Source organism: Brevundimonas sp. BR2-1 (assembly GCF_037626195.1).
GTDB lineage: Bacteria > Pseudomonadota > Alphaproteobacteria > Caulobacterales > Caulobacteraceae > Brevundimonas.
This window is the reverse complement of sequence record NZ_JARKMV010000001.1, coordinates 1,522,565-1,537,145: the sequence shown is the minus strand read 5'-3', so window position 1 is coordinate 1,537,145 and position 14,581 is coordinate 1,522,565. Positions and strand designations below refer to the sequence as shown.

Below are 14,581 nucleotides of genomic sequence, written 5' to 3'. Positions count from 1 at the left end.
TTGTTCCATGGTTTTCGAGGCGATGGTCAACAGCACGCGGCGAACGGCGGCGGGGCTGGTCTTCATGGGATGCGTCGCCGCCGGCTGCGACCGGCCTCCCCGGCCGGCCGAAACGCCCGCGCCTGCGGCCCCCGTTCCGGCCTCTCCCACCCTGGACCGGGCCGCCCTTCTCTCCGCCATCGACGCCGCGGCCTCCGACGCCGCCGCGGGCGTCGCGCGCGCGGGGCCCGACCCGCTGGTCGGCCGCACCTTCACCCTGACGGTGGCGTTCGGCTGTTTCGGCCCGGAGCCGGCCCCGACGGACAAAGCTTCGGCGGGAGACGGCCTGCCGCATGCGACGGTCTCCGCGGACGGGCAGTCGATTCGTCTGAGTCTGTCTCCAGCCGACTGGACCGCGGGCGACGCCTCCGGCCCCGCCCCCGACGGGTTCGAGGGCTTGGCCGGCATCTGGATCAACCAGCCGTGGATGCGCTCGGATGCCTGCCCCGCCTCGCCCGTTCGCGCGCCCGGAGCTCCGGCGACGCCGCCCCCGGCGCGGTCGGCCGGCCTGGTGATGGTGCGCCCGACCGGAGCCTCCCGGTTGGGGCGGTCGGGCGACCGGGACCTGACGCATATGGTGCGCGACGACGACGAACAGCCCGTCGGGTTTCCGGCCCGGGGCTATCGCCTGGTGCTCGAGGGCCGCCTCGCCGGCTGGGCCGTGGGCCGGGTGATCCGCTGCCGGGTCGTCGCCCCGGACCGGCCGCCGGCCTGTATCGTCGGCGCGGCGGTGGACCGCATCGCCTTCGAGGACGGCGATACCGGCGCGGTGCTCAGTGAGTGGAGACCGGGTTAGGGCTGGAGCCGGTAGCCGCCCGCATCGGTCAGCAACAGGCGCGCCTGCCCGGGCTCGGGCTCGATCTTCTGGCGCAGGCGGTAGATGTGGGTTTCCAGCGTATGCGTCGTGACCCCGGCGTTGTAGCCCCAGACCTCGGTCAGCAGCTCCTCGCGCGACACGGCCTTGGCCCCGGCGCGATAGAGGTATTTGAGGATGCTGGTTTCCTTCTCGGTCAGCCGCACCTTGCGGCCCTTGTCGTCGACCAGGACCTTGGCGGCGGGCCGGAACTCATAGGGGCCGATGCGGAAGACGGCGTCCTCGGACTGTTCGTGGCTGCGCAGATGGGCCCGGATGCGGGCCAGCAGGACAGCGAAGCGGAAGGGCTTGGTCACGTAGTCGTTCGCCCCCGACTCCAGCCCCAGCACAGTGTCGGAATCCGACGACTGGCCGGTCAGCATGATGATCGGGGTCGAGACCCCGTCCTTGCGCAGCAGGCGGCAGGCCTCGCGTCCGTCCATGTCGGGCAGGTCGACGTCCAGCAGGATCAGGTCGGCCCGCACCTCGCGCCCCATGCGCACGCCCTCGGCGGCGGTCGAGGCCTGAACCGGCCGGAAGGCCTCATGCAGGGCCAGCTGTTCGGCCAGCGCCTCGCGCAGGTCGTCGTCGTCGTCGATGATCAGTATGGTCTTGGGCGTGGGCATGGGTACCAGAATGGCGAGCGTCGGCGGTTACGCCAAGGGTTTGACCGCAAGCGGAGCGGTTTTCAGTCCATAGAGGGCGTTTGAGGGGTGTTTCGTTCCCCGAACAACGCCGATCCGACCCGAACATGGGTCGCGCCGAGGCCGATCGCGGTCTCGTAATCGCCGCTCATCCCCATCGACAGCACCTTCAGCCCGTTGCGGCGGGCGATCTCGCCCAGCAGGGCGAAATGGCTGTCAGGCGCCGCGCCGGCGGGCGGAATGCACATCAGACCCTCGACCGTCAGCCCCAAAGACCGGGCGTGGACGATCAGGGCGTCGACGTCCTCGGGCAGGACGCCGGCCTTCTGCGGCTCGGCCCCGGTGTTGACCTGGACCAGCAACTGCAAGGGTTTGCCCGCCTTGGCGGCGGCGGCGGCCAGGGCGTCGGCCAGACGGGGCCGGTCCAGGGTCTCGATCACGTCGAACAGGGCGACCGCGTCGGCCGCCTTGTTGGTCTGCAGCGGTCCGATCAGGCGCAGCTCCAGACCGGGGATCGCGCAGCGGCCTTTCCAGCGGCCTTGCGCCTCCTGGACCCGGTTCTCGCCGAACACCCGCTGGCCCGCGGCCAGTATGGCGTCGATCGCCTCGGGCGGCTGGGTCTTGGTCACGGCGGTCAGGACGACCTCGTCCGGGGCCCGTCCGGCGGCGCGGCAGGCCCGGGCGATCCGCGCCCGCACCATCTCGAGGCGGCCCGCGAGGCTGGACGCATTGGCTTGATCGGGGGATGAGGAGGCCATGAACCGCTCGGACGCCGAAACCCTGTGGGAGGTCGCCCGTGTCCTCGCACGCGACGCCGCCAAAGTCAGCGGGGCGCCGACGTCTCCCGTGGCCCTGCCGCCCCTGTTGTTCTTCACCGACCCCGTCCGCACGCCCCGCCCGTGGGAAACGGCGGCCCGCCTGCCGGCCGGGGCGGCCGTGGTGTTCCGTCATTTCGGCCGGCTCAACGCCCGCGAAACCGCCCTGCGCCTGCGCGAGATCACGGCGGCGGGCGGCGTCCGGCTGCTGATCGGCCTCGACGCCGATCTGGCCGAAGCCGTCGGCGCGGATGGAGTGCATCTGCCGGAGCGCGCGCTGGATCAGGCCCGGGCCCTGTCGGAGGCGTATCCGCAGTGGCTGATCACCGGCGCGGCCCACCAGGGCTTTGCACTCGACGCGACCGGCCTGCACGCCCGGGTACTGTCACCGGTCTTCCCGGCGGGCGGCCCGTCCCGGACCACGCCGCCGCTGGGTCTGGGAGCGTTCGGAGCCCTGTCCGCGTCAGCCTCCTGCCCCGTCTACGCCCTGGGCGGCGTAGATGCGAAAAACGCCCGCAGCCTCATTGGCTCGGGCGCTTGCGGGATTGCGGGCGTGTCGGCGGTCCAGGCGGCGTTCGGCGCCTGACCGGCGTCAGAAGCGGAAGATCGATTCCAGCCGGAACCGGGCGGCCTGACGGCGCTCGGTCTGCGGCCCGGTCGCAGGATCGGTGTCGGCCTCGGCCAGACCGGCGGCGGCGCCGACGCGCAGGCGCGGATTGACGCGGTAATAGGCCCCGGCCTCGACGTCGCCGACATTGCTGTCGCGGGCCTCGGGCTGGCTCAGGTTCAGGTCCAGGCCCCAGCGGCCGCGCTCTGTGAAACGCAGGCGCGACGTGCCGGTCGCGGCGCGCGCGGACTGGGCCTCGCTCAGGGATACGGCGGGCGCGCGGGCGCGGGCGGCGGTCTGGGCCGACGCGGCGTCGGCCAATGCGAGGAGCGTAAGCCCCGCGGCCAGTCCAGCTATGACGGCGCTTTTGCTGCGCATGTCCTGCCCTTCACGCCACGACGGGGATCCCGCCGCGATCTCTTGCCAGCAATTAGACACCGCTGGTCAGCCCGGTCAACGAAACGGCGTAGCTGGACCGGAGTTCCGCGCGACTCTGGGGACTCCTGTGGCGCGAGCGTCACGGCTTGCCGGTTCCCGTGCCGCGCGAATGCCCCAATGCGGGACAGATCCTTGCGCCCCCGACACGTCTTCGCCTTGTCATCGCCCCTTTTCGCCGTGTTATAGAGCCTCGCTTCGGCTACGACCCACGTTCGGGCAGGCCAGCGCGTGGGTGGAACCGGTCCGCCGCACGTTTCGACCGAATGGAGTCTCTCTATGGTGCTGGTTCGCGGTGCGACGTTCGCCCTCCTCGCCTCGGGCGTTCTGCTGAGCGGCTGCTCGTCGGACCGTCCGTTCGGGCCCACTGTGGGCGACGTCTTCGGCATGGACAGCGCGACGCGGGCCGCGGCTTCGGCCCAGACCGGCATCGGCGTCAACGCCTTCCTGTGGCGCGCCACGCTCGACACCATGGCCTTCATGCCCCTGGCCAACGCCGATCCCTGGGGCGGCGTCATCAACTACGACTGGTACACCGACCCGGCGAACCCCAACGAGCGGTTCAAGGCCACGGTCTTCATCCTCGACACCCGCCTTCGCGCCGATGCGCTGAACGTGACGGTGACCAAGGAAGTCCGCGACGCCACGGGCGCCTGGGTCGGGGCCCGCGTCGCCGCCCAGACCGAGACCGACCTGGAAAACGCCATCCTGACCAAGGCGCGCCAGCTCAACCTCCAGAACGCCGGCTAACCCTCCCCCGATACCCCACGCCTCCTACTGGCCCCGCCTTCAGGAGCGACCCTGAAGGATTCCCGTGGCCCGATACGAGCCCAAAACCGCCGAACCCCGCCAGCAGGCCCGCTGGGCGGCCGCCGACGCCTTCCGCACCCCCACCGAGGGGACGGGCAAGCCCAAATACTATGTGCTGGAGATGTTCCCCTATCCGTCGGGGGCCATCCACATGGGCCACGCCCGCAACTATGTCATGGGCGACGTGGTGGCGCGCTCCAAACGGGCCCAGGGCTTCGATGTCCTGCATCCCATGGGCTGGGACGCCTTCGGGCTGCCGGCCGAGAATGCGGCCATCGAGCGTGGCGTCCATCCGGGCGACTGGACCTGGTCCAACATCGCCGCCATGCGCGACCAGCTGAAACTGCTGGGCCTGTCACTGGACTGGTCCCGCGAGTTCGCCACCTGCGACCCGGCCTATTACGGCAAGCAGCAGGCGTGGTTCCTGGAGCTGTTCCGGCGGGGCCTCGTCTATCGCAAGGACTCGGTCGTCAACTGGGACCCGGTCGACAACACCGTTCTGGCCAATGAGCAGGTCGTCGACGGTCGCGGCTGGCGTTCCGGCGCGGTGGTCGAGAAGCGCAAGCTGAACCAGTGGTTCCTGCGCATCACCGACTATGCCGACGACCTGATCGAGGGGTTGAAGGAGCTGGAAGGCCGCTGGCCCGACAAGGTCCGCCTGATGCAGGAGAACTGGATCGGCCGGTCGAAGGGCCTGCAGATGACGTGGAAATGGGCCGGAGACCCGCCCGCCGCCGCGCCCGACGGTCTGGAGATCTACACCACCCGCCCCGACACCCTGTTCGGCGCCAGCTTCATGGGCGTGGCCCCCGACCATCCGATCGCCCGCGCCATTGCCGAGACCAACCCCGACGCCGCCGCCTTCGTCGCCGAATGCCGCAAGGGCGGTTCTACCCAGGCGGAGATCGAACAGGCCGAGAAGATCGGGTTCGACACCGGCCTGAAGGTGGTCCATCCGTTCGACGGTCGCGAGGTCAGCGTCTGGATCGCCAACTTCATCCTGTCGGAATACGGCACCGGCGCCATCTTCGGCTGCCCGGCTCACGATCAGCGCGACCTGGACTTCGCCCGCAAATACGGCCTGCCCGTGATCCCGGTCGTGAGACCTGACGGCGCCGGTGACGATTTCGATGTCGATACAGAGGCTTACGTCGGACCTGGCCGCCTGTTCCAGTCCGGCTTCATGGACGGAATGGAGATAGAGCCGGCCAAGGCCGCGGCCATCGCCCGTATCGAGGCGGCCGGCCAGGGCCAGGGCGCGACCATCTATCGCCTGCGCGACTGGGGCGTCAGCCGTCAGCGGTACTGGGGCTGTCCCATCCCCGTGATCCACTGCGCCAAATGCGGCCCGGTGGGGGTCCCAGCCGATCAGCTGCCCGTCGAACTGCCCCGGGACGTGACCTTCGACACGCCCGGCAATCCGCTGGACCGCCACCCGACATGGAAGCACGTCGCCTGCCCGACCTGCGGCGGCGAGGCGGTGCGCGAGACCGACACCCTGGACACCTTCGTGGACTCCAGCTGGTATTTCGCCCGCTTCACCGACCCGACGGCCGCCGAGCCGATCTCGAAGGCCGCCGCCGACAAATGGCTGCCGGTCGATCAGTATATCGGCGGGGTCGAGCACGCCGTGCTGCACCTGCTCTACGCCCGCTTCATCAGCCGCGCCCTGAGCGACGCCGGCCTGATGTCGGTCAAGGAGCCGTTCGCCGGCCTGTTCACCCAAGGGATGGTGGTCCACGAGACCTACCGCCGCGCCGACGGCGCCTGGGTCGAGCCCACCGATGTCGAACTGACCAACGAGGCCGGCAAACGCTCGGCCCGCCAACTGTCGACCGGCGAGGTCCTGACCATCGGCGACATCGAGAAGATGTCGAAGTCGAAGAAGAACGTCGTCGCCCCTCAGGAGATCGTCGAGGGCTATGGCGTCGACGCCGGCCGCCTGTTCGTCCTGTCCGACAGTCCACCCGAGCGCGACGTGCAATGGACCCCCGGCGGGGTCGAGGGCGCAGGCCGGTTCGTCCAGCGCGTCTGGGCCGAGGTCGACGCCTTTGATCCGGACGCAGCGGGCGAACCTGAGGCGGACGCCTTCCTGATCCGCGAGACCCACAAGGCCATCAAGGCGGTATCCGAGGGCGTCAGCGCCTTCCGGTTCAACTCGGCCATCGCCAAGCTGTACGGCTTCATCGCCACCGTGCGCGATACGCAGAAGGCCGGCGGCGCGGCGCGGCGCGAGGCCCTGTCGGCCCTGACCCGGCTGATCGCCCCCTTCACCCCCCACCTGGCGGAGGAGTGCTGGACGCGCCTCGGCGAACAGGGGATGGTGCTGGACGCGCCCTGGCCGGTCTTCGATCCGGCTCTGGCGGCTGACGACGAAGTAGTCCTGCCGATTCAGGTCAACGGCAAGCGCCGCGGCGAGATCCGCGTCGCACGGGGTCTGGAACCGGCCGAGGTCGAAGCGATCGTCATGGCCGACGCCGACGTCCAGGCGCGGCTGGAGGGTCAGACGGTGAGGAAGATCGTGGTGGTCAAGGATCGCATCGTCAATCTGGTGGTCGGCTGATGCGCCGGACCCGCCCGACTCTCGCGCTCGCGCTTGTCTCTCTGGTGGGACTGTCCGCCTGCGGTTTCACGCCCCTGTACGGCGACGCGGGCGTCGGCGGGTCGCTGTCGCGCATCGCGGTGACCACCCAGGACGACCGTCTCGGTTATCGGGTGCGTGAACAGCTGGAAGACGCCCTCGGCCGGGACGGATCGCAGGCGCCGCTGTGGCGGCTGCAGACCGATCTGAACCAGTCGCGACGGTCCTTGGGTCGCCGGATCGACGACACCGCCACCCGCTATGAGCTGACCGTGCGCGGGGCTTGGACCCTGACGCCGACGGGCGGCGGCGAACCGCTCGGCGGAGTCGAGACCGTGACGACCACCTACGCCGCCGCCGACCAGCCCTACGCCGCCATCGCCGCCCAGCAGGACGGCGAGGAACGCGCCGCCGCCGAACTGGCGCGCCTGATCCGGCTGGACATCATGCGGGCGCTATCGGCGCAGCCTTGAGGGTCGTCCGGTGATCCTGACCAAACGGCCCGAGGTCGACCGCTTCCTGTCCTCGCCCGATCGCGGCGTCCGCGCCGCCGTCATCCATGGCAAGGACCGTTCGGGCGTCGGCGAGCGCGCCGAAATCCTGTGCAAGGCGATCACCCCCGATCTCAACGACCCCTTCAACGTCACCGTCCTGACCGACAGCGACATCGACGGCGACGAGGCCCGTCTCGAGGAGGCCCTGACCGCCCTGAGCATGATCGGCGGCCGCCGTCTGGTGCGCGTGCGGCTGGGCTCCGAGAAGGCCGCGATCGACAGGATGCTGGCCGCGGCGGTGAAGAACCACGCCGAGGGCGCCTACAATCCCGACGCCATGCTGGTCATCGAGGCCGGCGCTCTTGGCCGCGACTCCGCCCTGCGCAAGGCCGCCGAGGGGGCGAAGGAGGCCGTCGGCATCGCCTGCTATGAAGATGAGGTCGGGGATGTCGCCCGGATGACGCGCGAGGCCCTGGCCGCCGACAAGGTCGGGCTGACCGGCGACGCGCTCGACCGGTTCGTCAGCCGCCTGCCCCGCGAACGCGGCCTGATGCGGCAGGAGATCGAGCGGCTGGCCCTCTATATCGGGCCCGGTTCGGGCAAGACCATCGATGTCGCCGAGCTGGAGCAGCATCTGGGGGTCGAGGCCGACGCCTCGCTGCAGGACGCCGCGCTTCAGGCCTTCGGCGGCCGCCCCGCCCCGGCCCAGTCCGGCCTGCGCCGCGCCTTCGCCGAGGGCGAATCGCCCGTCATGGCGGTGCGGCAGGCCTCGATCCATCTGGGCCGGCTGCGCCGCATCAACGTGCTTCAGGCCAATGGCTCGGGGGCCAAGGAGGCGGCCAAGGCGGCCGGGGTGTTCTGGAAACAGGAGGCCGAAATGCTGCGGCAGGCGCGCAGCTGGCGGCTGGAGGACCTCGACCGGGTGCTGGACAGCGTCAACGCCGCCGACATCGCCACCAAGACCACGGGTTCCCCCGACCAGCTGATCGCAGAACGGCTGCTGCTGGAGATTTCGGCGCGGGCGAGGCGGCTGGGGCTCTAGGTTCGTATCGCAGACGGCGGCCAATCTTCATCAAGTTTCAGTCCCGCGCTGCTGAAGGCGTCGGAATAGTCTCGAAAGACTGGTCGAAATCACCACGAACTAGCCGCGCTTGGACGCCTTGCGGAAGGCGGGCTTGGCCAGGGCGGCGCTGCGCGCCTGCTGGGCCTTTTCCTCGGCCCGGGCCGCGCCCTGGAGGCCCGTATATCCGGGCCCGCCCCCGGCCTTCTTGGCGGCGAGTGCGCGCTTCATGGCTTCGGCGGTCGGATTGCTGGGCTTGTCGGTCATGACGTCAGCCTAGCACAGGTTCCGGTCAGCCCCGCATCAGGCGGCGGCACAGATCGTCCAGCTGCTCCAGCGAGCCGTAGCGGATGGTGATCTCGCCCTTTCCGCCCCTGTCGGCCAGCTGGACCTTCAGGCCCAGGGCGTCGGCCAGATCCTGCTCCAGCGCCGCGACATCGGCCGCGCCCTCGCCCGACGTCGGTGCGTTCGCCCGCGCCGTGCCGGGCTTGGGCCCGTCAGCGGCGCGGCGCGCCAGCGCCTCGGCCTGACGGACGTTCAGCCCCTCGTCGACGATCTTCTGGGCCAGGGCGGCCGGGTTCGGCGCGGTGATCAGCGCCCGGGCGTGGCCGGCGCTCATCTTGTCATTGCGGACGAACCACAGGACCTCTTCGGGCAGCTGCAGCAGGCGCAGGGTGTTGGCGACATGGCTGCGGCTCTTGCCGACCACGCCGGCGACCGCGTCCTGGGTGCGGCCGAAGCGCTCCATCAGCATGCGGTACGCGTCGGCCTCTTCGAGCGGATTGAGGTCGGCGCGCTGGACGTTCTCGATGATCGCCACCTCGAACACCTCGACGTCGTCCATCTCGCGGACCACGATCGGCACCTCGGCCAGACGGGCCAGCTGGGCGGCGCGCCAGCGGCGCTCGCCGGCGACGATCTGCCAGACGCCGTCCTGCCCCGGCTGCGACCGCACCAGGATCGGCTGCAGCACGCCCTTGTCGCGGATCGAGGCCGACAGTTCGGCCAGATCATCGTTGTTGAAGATCTTGCGGGGCTGTTCCGGGTTGGGCTTCAGGCTCTCGATCGGAGCCATGCGAACACCGGCGGGCGCCGGGGCGCCGTCGACCGGGGCGCTCTCCGCCACCTGTTCTCCAAGAAGGGCGGAGAGGCCCCGTCCAAGACCGCGTTGACGTTCGCTCAAGACACTGATTCCGTTCTTTTATTCATCATCACGCGGCCTGAAGCCGGCGGGATTTCTCGCGCGCCACCACCTCGCGGGCGAGACGCAGATAGGCCTGGCTGCCGGCGCATTTGAGGTCGTAGATCAGGGCCGGCTTGCCGAACGACGGCGCCTCGGCCACCCGGACGTTCCGCGGAATGACCGACTCATAGACCTTGTCGCCGAAGTGATTTCGGACATCGTTGGCCACCTGCCCCGAGAGGGCGCTGCGCCGGTCGTACATGGTCAGGACCAGACCCTGGATCTCCAGCGTGGGGTTCAGGCTCTGACGCACCATCTCGATCGTCTTCATCAGCTGGGTCAGGCCCTCCAGCGCGAAGAATTCGCATTGCAGAGGGACCAGCACGGCGTCGGCCGCGGCCATGGCGTTCAGGGTCAGAAGGTTCAGCGACGGCGGGCAGTCGATGAGCACATAGTCGTACCGGGTCTGACCTTCCGCCCCCTGCCCGGCCAGCGCGTCGCGCAGGCGGAAGGAGCGGCGGTCGGCCTGGCTCAGTTCGATCTCGACGCCGGACATATCCGCGTCGGCGGGGATGATGTGCAGACCGGGCACGGAAGTCTGGACGGCGGAATCATCCACGGAGCGGCCGTCGACGATAACATCATAGATGGTGACCCGCCGTGTTTCACGTGGAACACCCAGACCCGTGGAGGCATTGCCTTGCGGATCCATGTCGACGATCAGCACCTTCTCGCCGATCGCCGCCAGGGCGGTGCCGAGATTGATCGCCGTCGTGGTCTTGCCCACGCCGCCTTTCTGGTTCGATACGGCGAGGACGCGGGTCTTACCGGTTGGGGACACGTCGGAGGCTCCGGACGGAAACGATACGGCCGCGCGGATCGCTGCGCGAGACGGAGAGGTCGCTATCGAACTGCCAGACCTTGCGGGCTTCGATCAACTCAGCCTCGGCCTTTTCCCCCTTGAGAAACAGCCCCTGTGCGCCGCGCTGTAGATAAGGCTGTGCATAGGCCAGAAGCTTCTCCATCGGAGCGACGGCGCGGGCAGTGACGACGTCGACCTTGACCCTCTGCTCCTCGGCCCGGCCGTTGATCACGGTGGCGCGAAGGGACAGGGCGCCGACCACCTCCTGCAGGAAGCGGCAGCGTTTTCCGAGACTGTCGATCAGCCAGACGTGGCTGTCCGGGCGGTCTTTCAGCAGGATGGCGAGGACGACACCGGGAAAGCCGGCGCCGGCGCCGAGATCCGCCCAGGTCTTCGCGTTTGGCCGCATCTCCAGCAGCTGGGCGGAATCCCATATGTGCCGGTTCCAGACGTCGGGCAGGCTGTCCGGGCCGACGAGGTTCATCACGGCGTTCGCCTCGGTCAGGCGGGCGATGAACGATTCGAGATCGGCCATCTGCGCGGGCGTCGCGCCGGTGCGGGCCTGAAACGCGGCCGCGTCGGCGAGGCTCACGCGGCCACCCGTGTCCGTTTGACGTGGGACAGAAGCGCCGTCAGCGCGCCCGGGGTCATACCCTCGATCCGGCCGGCCTGACCCAGGGTGCGCGGTTGCACCAGGGAGAGCTTCTCGCGGACCTCGTTGGACAGACTGCCGATTGCCGCATAGTCGAGGTCAACCGGGAGGGCCAGAGCCTCCTCGCGCCGCAGGGCCTCGGCGTCGGAAGCCTGACGGTCCAGATAGCCGGCGTAGCCCGCGTCGATCTCGATCTGCTGGCGGACCTGATCCGACCAGTCAGCGATCGCTGGCCGGGTCGGGATGAAGGTTTCGAGAGTCACACCGGGGAAGGCCAGAAGATCGCGGATGGAACGGCGCTGGCCGTCGGCGTTGACGTGGATTCCCAAGGCCGCCGCTTCCTTGGGCGTGAACACCGTTTCACGTGAAACAGCCGCCGCCTCGGCAAGCTGGGCGGCCTTCGCCCGGAACGCCCCGGCACGGCGGGGCGAGACGATGCCCGCGTCCATGGCCAGGGGGGTCAGCCTCTGATCGGCATTGTCGGCCCGCAAGGTCAGCCGGTATTCGGCTCGGCTGGTGAACATCCGGTAGGGCTCGGTCACGCCGCGCGTGACCAGATCGTCGATCATGACGCCGATATAGGCCTGGTCCCGGCCGAGAACGATCGGATCCGAGCCGGCGACGGCGCGAGCCGCGTTCAGGCCGGCGATCAGGCCTTGGGCCCCCGCCTCTTCATAGCCCGTGGTGCCGTTGATCTGGCCGGCCAGATACAGGCCTGGCCGCTTCTTGACCTCCAGCGCCGGGGTCAGCTCGCGCGGATCCACATAGTCATACTCGATGGCGTAGCCGAAGCGGAACACCTCGACCGCCTCCAGCCCCGGGATGGTGCGCAGGAAGGCGGACTGGGTCGCGTCGGACACCGAGGTCGAGATGCCGTTGGGATAGACGGTCGGGTCGTCCAGACCCTCGGGCTCGAGGAAGATCTGGTGCGATGTCTTGTCGGCGAAACGGACCACCTTGTCCTCGATCGAGGGGCAGTAGCGCGGGCCGCGGCCCGACAGGTGGCCGCCGTAGACGGCGCTTTCGCCCAGGTTTTCCGCGATGATCCGGTGCGTTTCGGTCGTCGTATGGGTCACGCCGCACGCGATCTGGGGGACGTCGATCCGGGCTGTCAGGAAGCTGAACGGCACGGGCTCGGCGTCAGCCTGCTGCATTTCCAGCCGGTCCCAGGCGATGGTGCGGCCGTCGAGTCGGGCGGGCGTGCCTGTCTTGAGCCGGCCCATCTGCAGGCCGGCGCCGTAGAGGTCAGCGGCCAGACCGGTCGAGGGCGCCTCGCCATGACGGCCGGCGGGGATCCGCTGATCGCCCTTGTGGATCACGCCATTCAGGAAGGTGCCCGTGGTCAGGACCACGGCGCCGGCGCGAACCTCGGCCCCCGCACCCGTGATCACGCCGGCGACTCGGCCGCCGTCAAGGATCAGGCTCTCGGCCGTGCCGGCCATCAGGGTCAGGTTCGGGGTGGCCCCCAGTTCCGCCTGCATGGCCTCGCGGTAGAGGCGGCGGTCGATCTGGCTGCGGGGGCCCTGCACCGCCGCGCCCTTGGAGCGGTTGAGCAGGCGGAATTGGATGCCGGAAACATCGCCCAGCCGGCCCATGACGCCGTCCATGGCGTCGATCTCGCGCACCAGATGACCCTTGCCCAGACCGCCGATAGCCGGGTTGCAGGACATCTCGCCGATGGTCTCGAGCTTCTGGGTCAGAAGCACCGTCCTGGCCCCCGCGCGCGCGGACGCGGCCGCGGCTTCGCAGCCGGCGTGCCCGCCGCCGATGACGATGACGTCGAAGGATTTCATGGCCGGGGACATAGGGGAAAAGCGTCTGAAACGCCACCGGTGACGTGGCGATGTTTCACGTGAAACAGATCACTTGCCGATGCAGAAGGTCGAGAAGACCTCGCCGAGAACGTCTTCGACGCCGATGGCGCCGGTGACCCGGCCAAGGGTCTCGGCGGCGCGGCGCAGATCGTCTCCGGCCATCTCCGGTGTATGGTGGAGCGCCCGGCGGGCGGCCTCGACATCGGTCAGGGCCTCGACGAGGCGGCGGCGGTGACGTTCTCGCGTGACGGCCGGGAAGTCGGCGCCCGACAGATCGCGGCCAAGGCGGGCGGCGATCCAGTCGTGCAGCTCCGCCAGCCCTTCGCCGGTCGCCGTGCTGACCACGAGATTGTCCAGGCCGTCCACGGGATCGGTATGGCCAAGGTCTGACTTGTTGCGGATCAGCAGATCGCCGGGCTGGACGTAGTCAGCGGCGACGCCTGGCGGATCACCCGGGCCACGAACCCAGAGCCGCAGTTCGGCCGCCTCGGCCCTCGCCCGGGCCCGGCGCACGCCCTCGGCCTCGACGACATCCTCGGCCGCCCGCAGGCCTGCCGTATCCGACAGCGTGACGGCGTAGCCGCCGATGATCAGGTCGGCGTCGAGCACGTCGCGGGTCGTCCCGGCGATGGGGGTGACGATGGCGGCTTCGCGCGCGACGAGGGCGTTGAACAGCGACGACTTGCCGGCGTTTGTCTCGCCGATCAGGACGATGCGGTAGCCTTCGCGCACCCGCTCGCCGCGCCGGGCGTCGGCCAGGGCCGCGCGCAGATCGGCGATCAGCCGGTCCAGAACCGGACCGGCGGTGCGAGCCAGATTGTCGGGGATTTCCTCGTCGGGAAAGTCGATCTCGGCCTCGACCAGGGCCATGGCCTTGAGCAGGTCGCGGCGGAAGCCGGCGTAGGTCCGCGACAGGGCGCCGTCCAGCTGGCCCAGCGCCTGCGACGCCTGGGCCGTGGTTTCGGCGTCGATCAGATCGGCGACGGCCTCGGCCTGGGCCAGATCCATGCGGCCGTTCTCGAAGGCGCGGCGGGTGAACTCTCCGGGCTCGGCCGGGCGCAGCCCGAGCGCGATCAGGGCCTGACTGGCGGCCTCGACCACCGCGCGGCCGCCGTGGAGATGAAGCTCGGCGCAGTCCTCGCCCGTGTAGCTGTTCGGAGCGGGGAAGCGCAGGACGAGAGCCTGGTCAATCGGGCGGCCATCGTGGGTCAGATCACGCAGAGAGGCGAGGCGCGGCTTCAGGCCGCCGGCGCCGAGCGCGGCCAGGGCCGCTTCCGTGGCCGGACCGGAAAGGCGGAGGATGGCGATGGCGCCCCGGCCGGGCGGAGTAGCGAGGGCGAAAATGGTGTCGGGATTCATCGTCTCCTCCCCTTCAGGGGGAGGAGGACCATCCGAAGGATGGTGGAGGGGGCGGCCCCCGAACGGCGGCGTATGGGGTCAGCCCCCTCCACCGCTTCGCGGTCCCCCTCCCCCCAAGGGGGAGGAGACACCGTCACGGTTTGACCGCGGCTCCCATCAGCTTGCGGAACTGGTCCTGGGCCTGGAGGCCGAAGCTGGTCCAGGTCTTCATCAGTTCGTCGGGCTGCATGGCGGTGATGTTCTCGTCCATCCGCCGCTTCATCTCGGCGACCAGATGATCGTTCAGCGGCGCGACATCGGGTAGCCCAAGGAAGGCGCGCGCCTCCTCGGGTGTGCAGTCGATCTCGACATTGACCTTCATGCCGCCGCTCCA

General features: G+C 69.7%; 16 protein-coding genes. 6 read left to right on the top strand and 10 right to left on the bottom strand.

What is annotated here, in order from left to right; all coding sequences use genetic code 11:
- Nucleotides 1–7: 7 nt before the first annotated feature.
- A complete protein-coding gene (locus tag BrevBR_RS07715) occupies nt 8–835 on the top strand; it encodes a hypothetical protein (protein ID WP_340000499.1) in 828 nt (275 codons plus the stop codon).
- Here the strand turns inward: BrevBR_RS07715 and BrevBR_RS07710 are convergent.
- A complete protein-coding gene (locus BrevBR_RS07710) occupies nt 832–1,518 on the bottom strand; it encodes a response regulator transcription factor (protein WP_332640255.1) in 687 nt (228 codons plus the stop codon). The genes BrevBR_RS07715 and BrevBR_RS07710 overlap by 4 nt on opposite strands.
- Nucleotides 1,519–1,580: 62 nt before the next feature.
- On the bottom strand, nt 1,581–2,294 hold the full coding sequence (locus tag BrevBR_RS07705) for a YggS family pyridoxal phosphate-dependent enzyme (protein WP_340000498.1): 714 nt from the start codon (nt 2,292–2,294) through the stop codon (nt 1,581–1,583).
- Between BrevBR_RS07705 and BrevBR_RS07700 the strand changes: the two genes are divergently transcribed.
- Entirely contained in the window at nt 2,293–2,937 is a 645-nt protein-coding gene (locus BrevBR_RS07700) for a thiamine phosphate synthase (RefSeq protein ID WP_332640253.1), read from the top strand. The two genes, BrevBR_RS07705 and BrevBR_RS07700, sit on opposite strands and share 2 nt — an antisense overlap.
- A 6-nt stretch (nt 2,938–2,943) precedes the next feature.
- Here BrevBR_RS07700 and BrevBR_RS07695 read toward each other — a convergent pair whose 3' ends face one another.
- On the bottom strand, nt 2,944–3,336 hold the full coding sequence (locus BrevBR_RS07695) for an NtrZ family periplasmic regulatory protein (RefSeq protein ID WP_332640252.1): 393 nt from the start codon (nt 3,334–3,336) through the stop codon (nt 2,944–2,946).
- A 336-nt stretch (nt 3,337–3,672) separates the two neighbouring features.
- On the opposite strand from BrevBR_RS07695, the gene BrevBR_RS07690 reads away from it, so the two are divergent.
- The 4 genes from BrevBR_RS07690 to holA all read left to right on the top strand — a co-directional run bounded on the left by BrevBR_RS07690 (nt 3,673) and on the right by holA (nt 8,320).
- Entirely contained in the window at nt 3,673–4,143 is a 471-nt protein-coding gene (locus BrevBR_RS07690) for a DUF3576 domain-containing protein (protein WP_332640251.1), read from the top strand.
- Nucleotides 4,144–4,207: 64 nt separating this feature from the next.
- Complete coding sequence (gene leuS, locus BrevBR_RS07685) at nt 4,208–6,766, top strand: leucine--tRNA ligase (RefSeq protein WP_340000497.1); 2,559 nt, start codon at nt 4,208–4,210, stop codon at nt 6,764–6,766.
- Nucleotides 6,766–7,257 (top strand): LPS assembly lipoprotein LptE, encoded by a 492-nt coding sequence (lptE, locus tag BrevBR_RS07680; RefSeq protein WP_332640249.1) that lies wholly within the window; start codon nt 6,766–6,768, stop codon nt 7,255–7,257. Before leuS ends, lptE begins: the two co-directional genes overlap by 1 nt.
- A gap of 10 nt (nt 7,258–7,267) precedes the next feature.
- Complete coding sequence (gene holA, locus BrevBR_RS07675; RefSeq protein ID WP_340000496.1) at nt 7,268–8,320, top strand: DNA polymerase III subunit delta; 1,053 nt, start codon at nt 7,268–7,270, stop codon at nt 8,318–8,320.
- Nucleotides 8,321–8,419: 99 nt separating this feature from the next.
- On the opposite strand, the gene BrevBR_RS07670 is transcribed toward holA, so the two are convergent.
- The 7 genes from BrevBR_RS07670 to BrevBR_RS07640 form a co-directional block, all read right to left on the bottom strand.
- Nucleotides 8,420–8,605 (bottom strand): hypothetical protein, encoded by a 186-nt coding sequence (locus BrevBR_RS07670; RefSeq protein WP_340000495.1) that lies wholly within the window; start codon nt 8,603–8,605, stop codon nt 8,420–8,422.
- Between the two features lie 25 nt (nt 8,606–8,630).
- Complete coding sequence (locus BrevBR_RS07665) at nt 8,631–9,521, bottom strand: ParB/RepB/Spo0J family partition protein (protein WP_340000494.1); 891 nt, start codon at nt 9,519–9,521, stop codon at nt 8,631–8,633.
- Between the two features lie 28 nt (nt 9,522–9,549).
- On the bottom strand, nt 9,550–10,362 hold the full coding sequence (locus BrevBR_RS07660; RefSeq protein ID WP_340000493.1) for a ParA family protein: 813 nt from the start codon (nt 10,360–10,362) through the stop codon (nt 9,550–9,552).
- Nucleotides 10,346–10,918: a 16S rRNA (guanine(527)-N(7))-methyltransferase RsmG gene (gene rsmG, locus BrevBR_RS07655; protein ID WP_340000774.1), complete on the bottom strand. Its 573-nt coding sequence runs from the start codon at nt 10,916–10,918 to the stop codon at nt 10,346–10,348. The genes BrevBR_RS07660 and rsmG overlap by 17 nt, the downstream gene beginning before the upstream one ends.
- 53 nt (nt 10,919–10,971) lie before the next feature.
- Nucleotides 10,972–12,828 (bottom strand): tRNA uridine-5-carboxymethylaminomethyl(34) synthesis enzyme MnmG, encoded by a 1,857-nt coding sequence (gene mnmG, locus BrevBR_RS07650; RefSeq protein ID WP_340000492.1) that lies wholly within the window; start codon nt 12,826–12,828, stop codon nt 10,972–10,974.
- A gap of 69 nt (nt 12,829–12,897) precedes the next feature.
- On the bottom strand, nt 12,898–14,208 hold the full coding sequence (gene mnmE, locus BrevBR_RS07645; RefSeq protein ID WP_340000491.1) for a tRNA uridine-5-carboxymethylaminomethyl(34) synthesis GTPase MnmE: 1,311 nt from the start codon (nt 14,206–14,208) through the stop codon (nt 12,898–12,900).
- A 133-nt stretch (nt 14,209–14,341) separates the two neighbouring features.
- On the bottom strand, nt 14,342–14,569 hold the full coding sequence (locus tag BrevBR_RS07640) for a DUF6489 family protein (protein WP_340000490.1): 228 nt from the start codon (nt 14,567–14,569) through the stop codon (nt 14,342–14,344).
- Nucleotides 14,570–14,581: the final 12 nt, after the last annotated feature.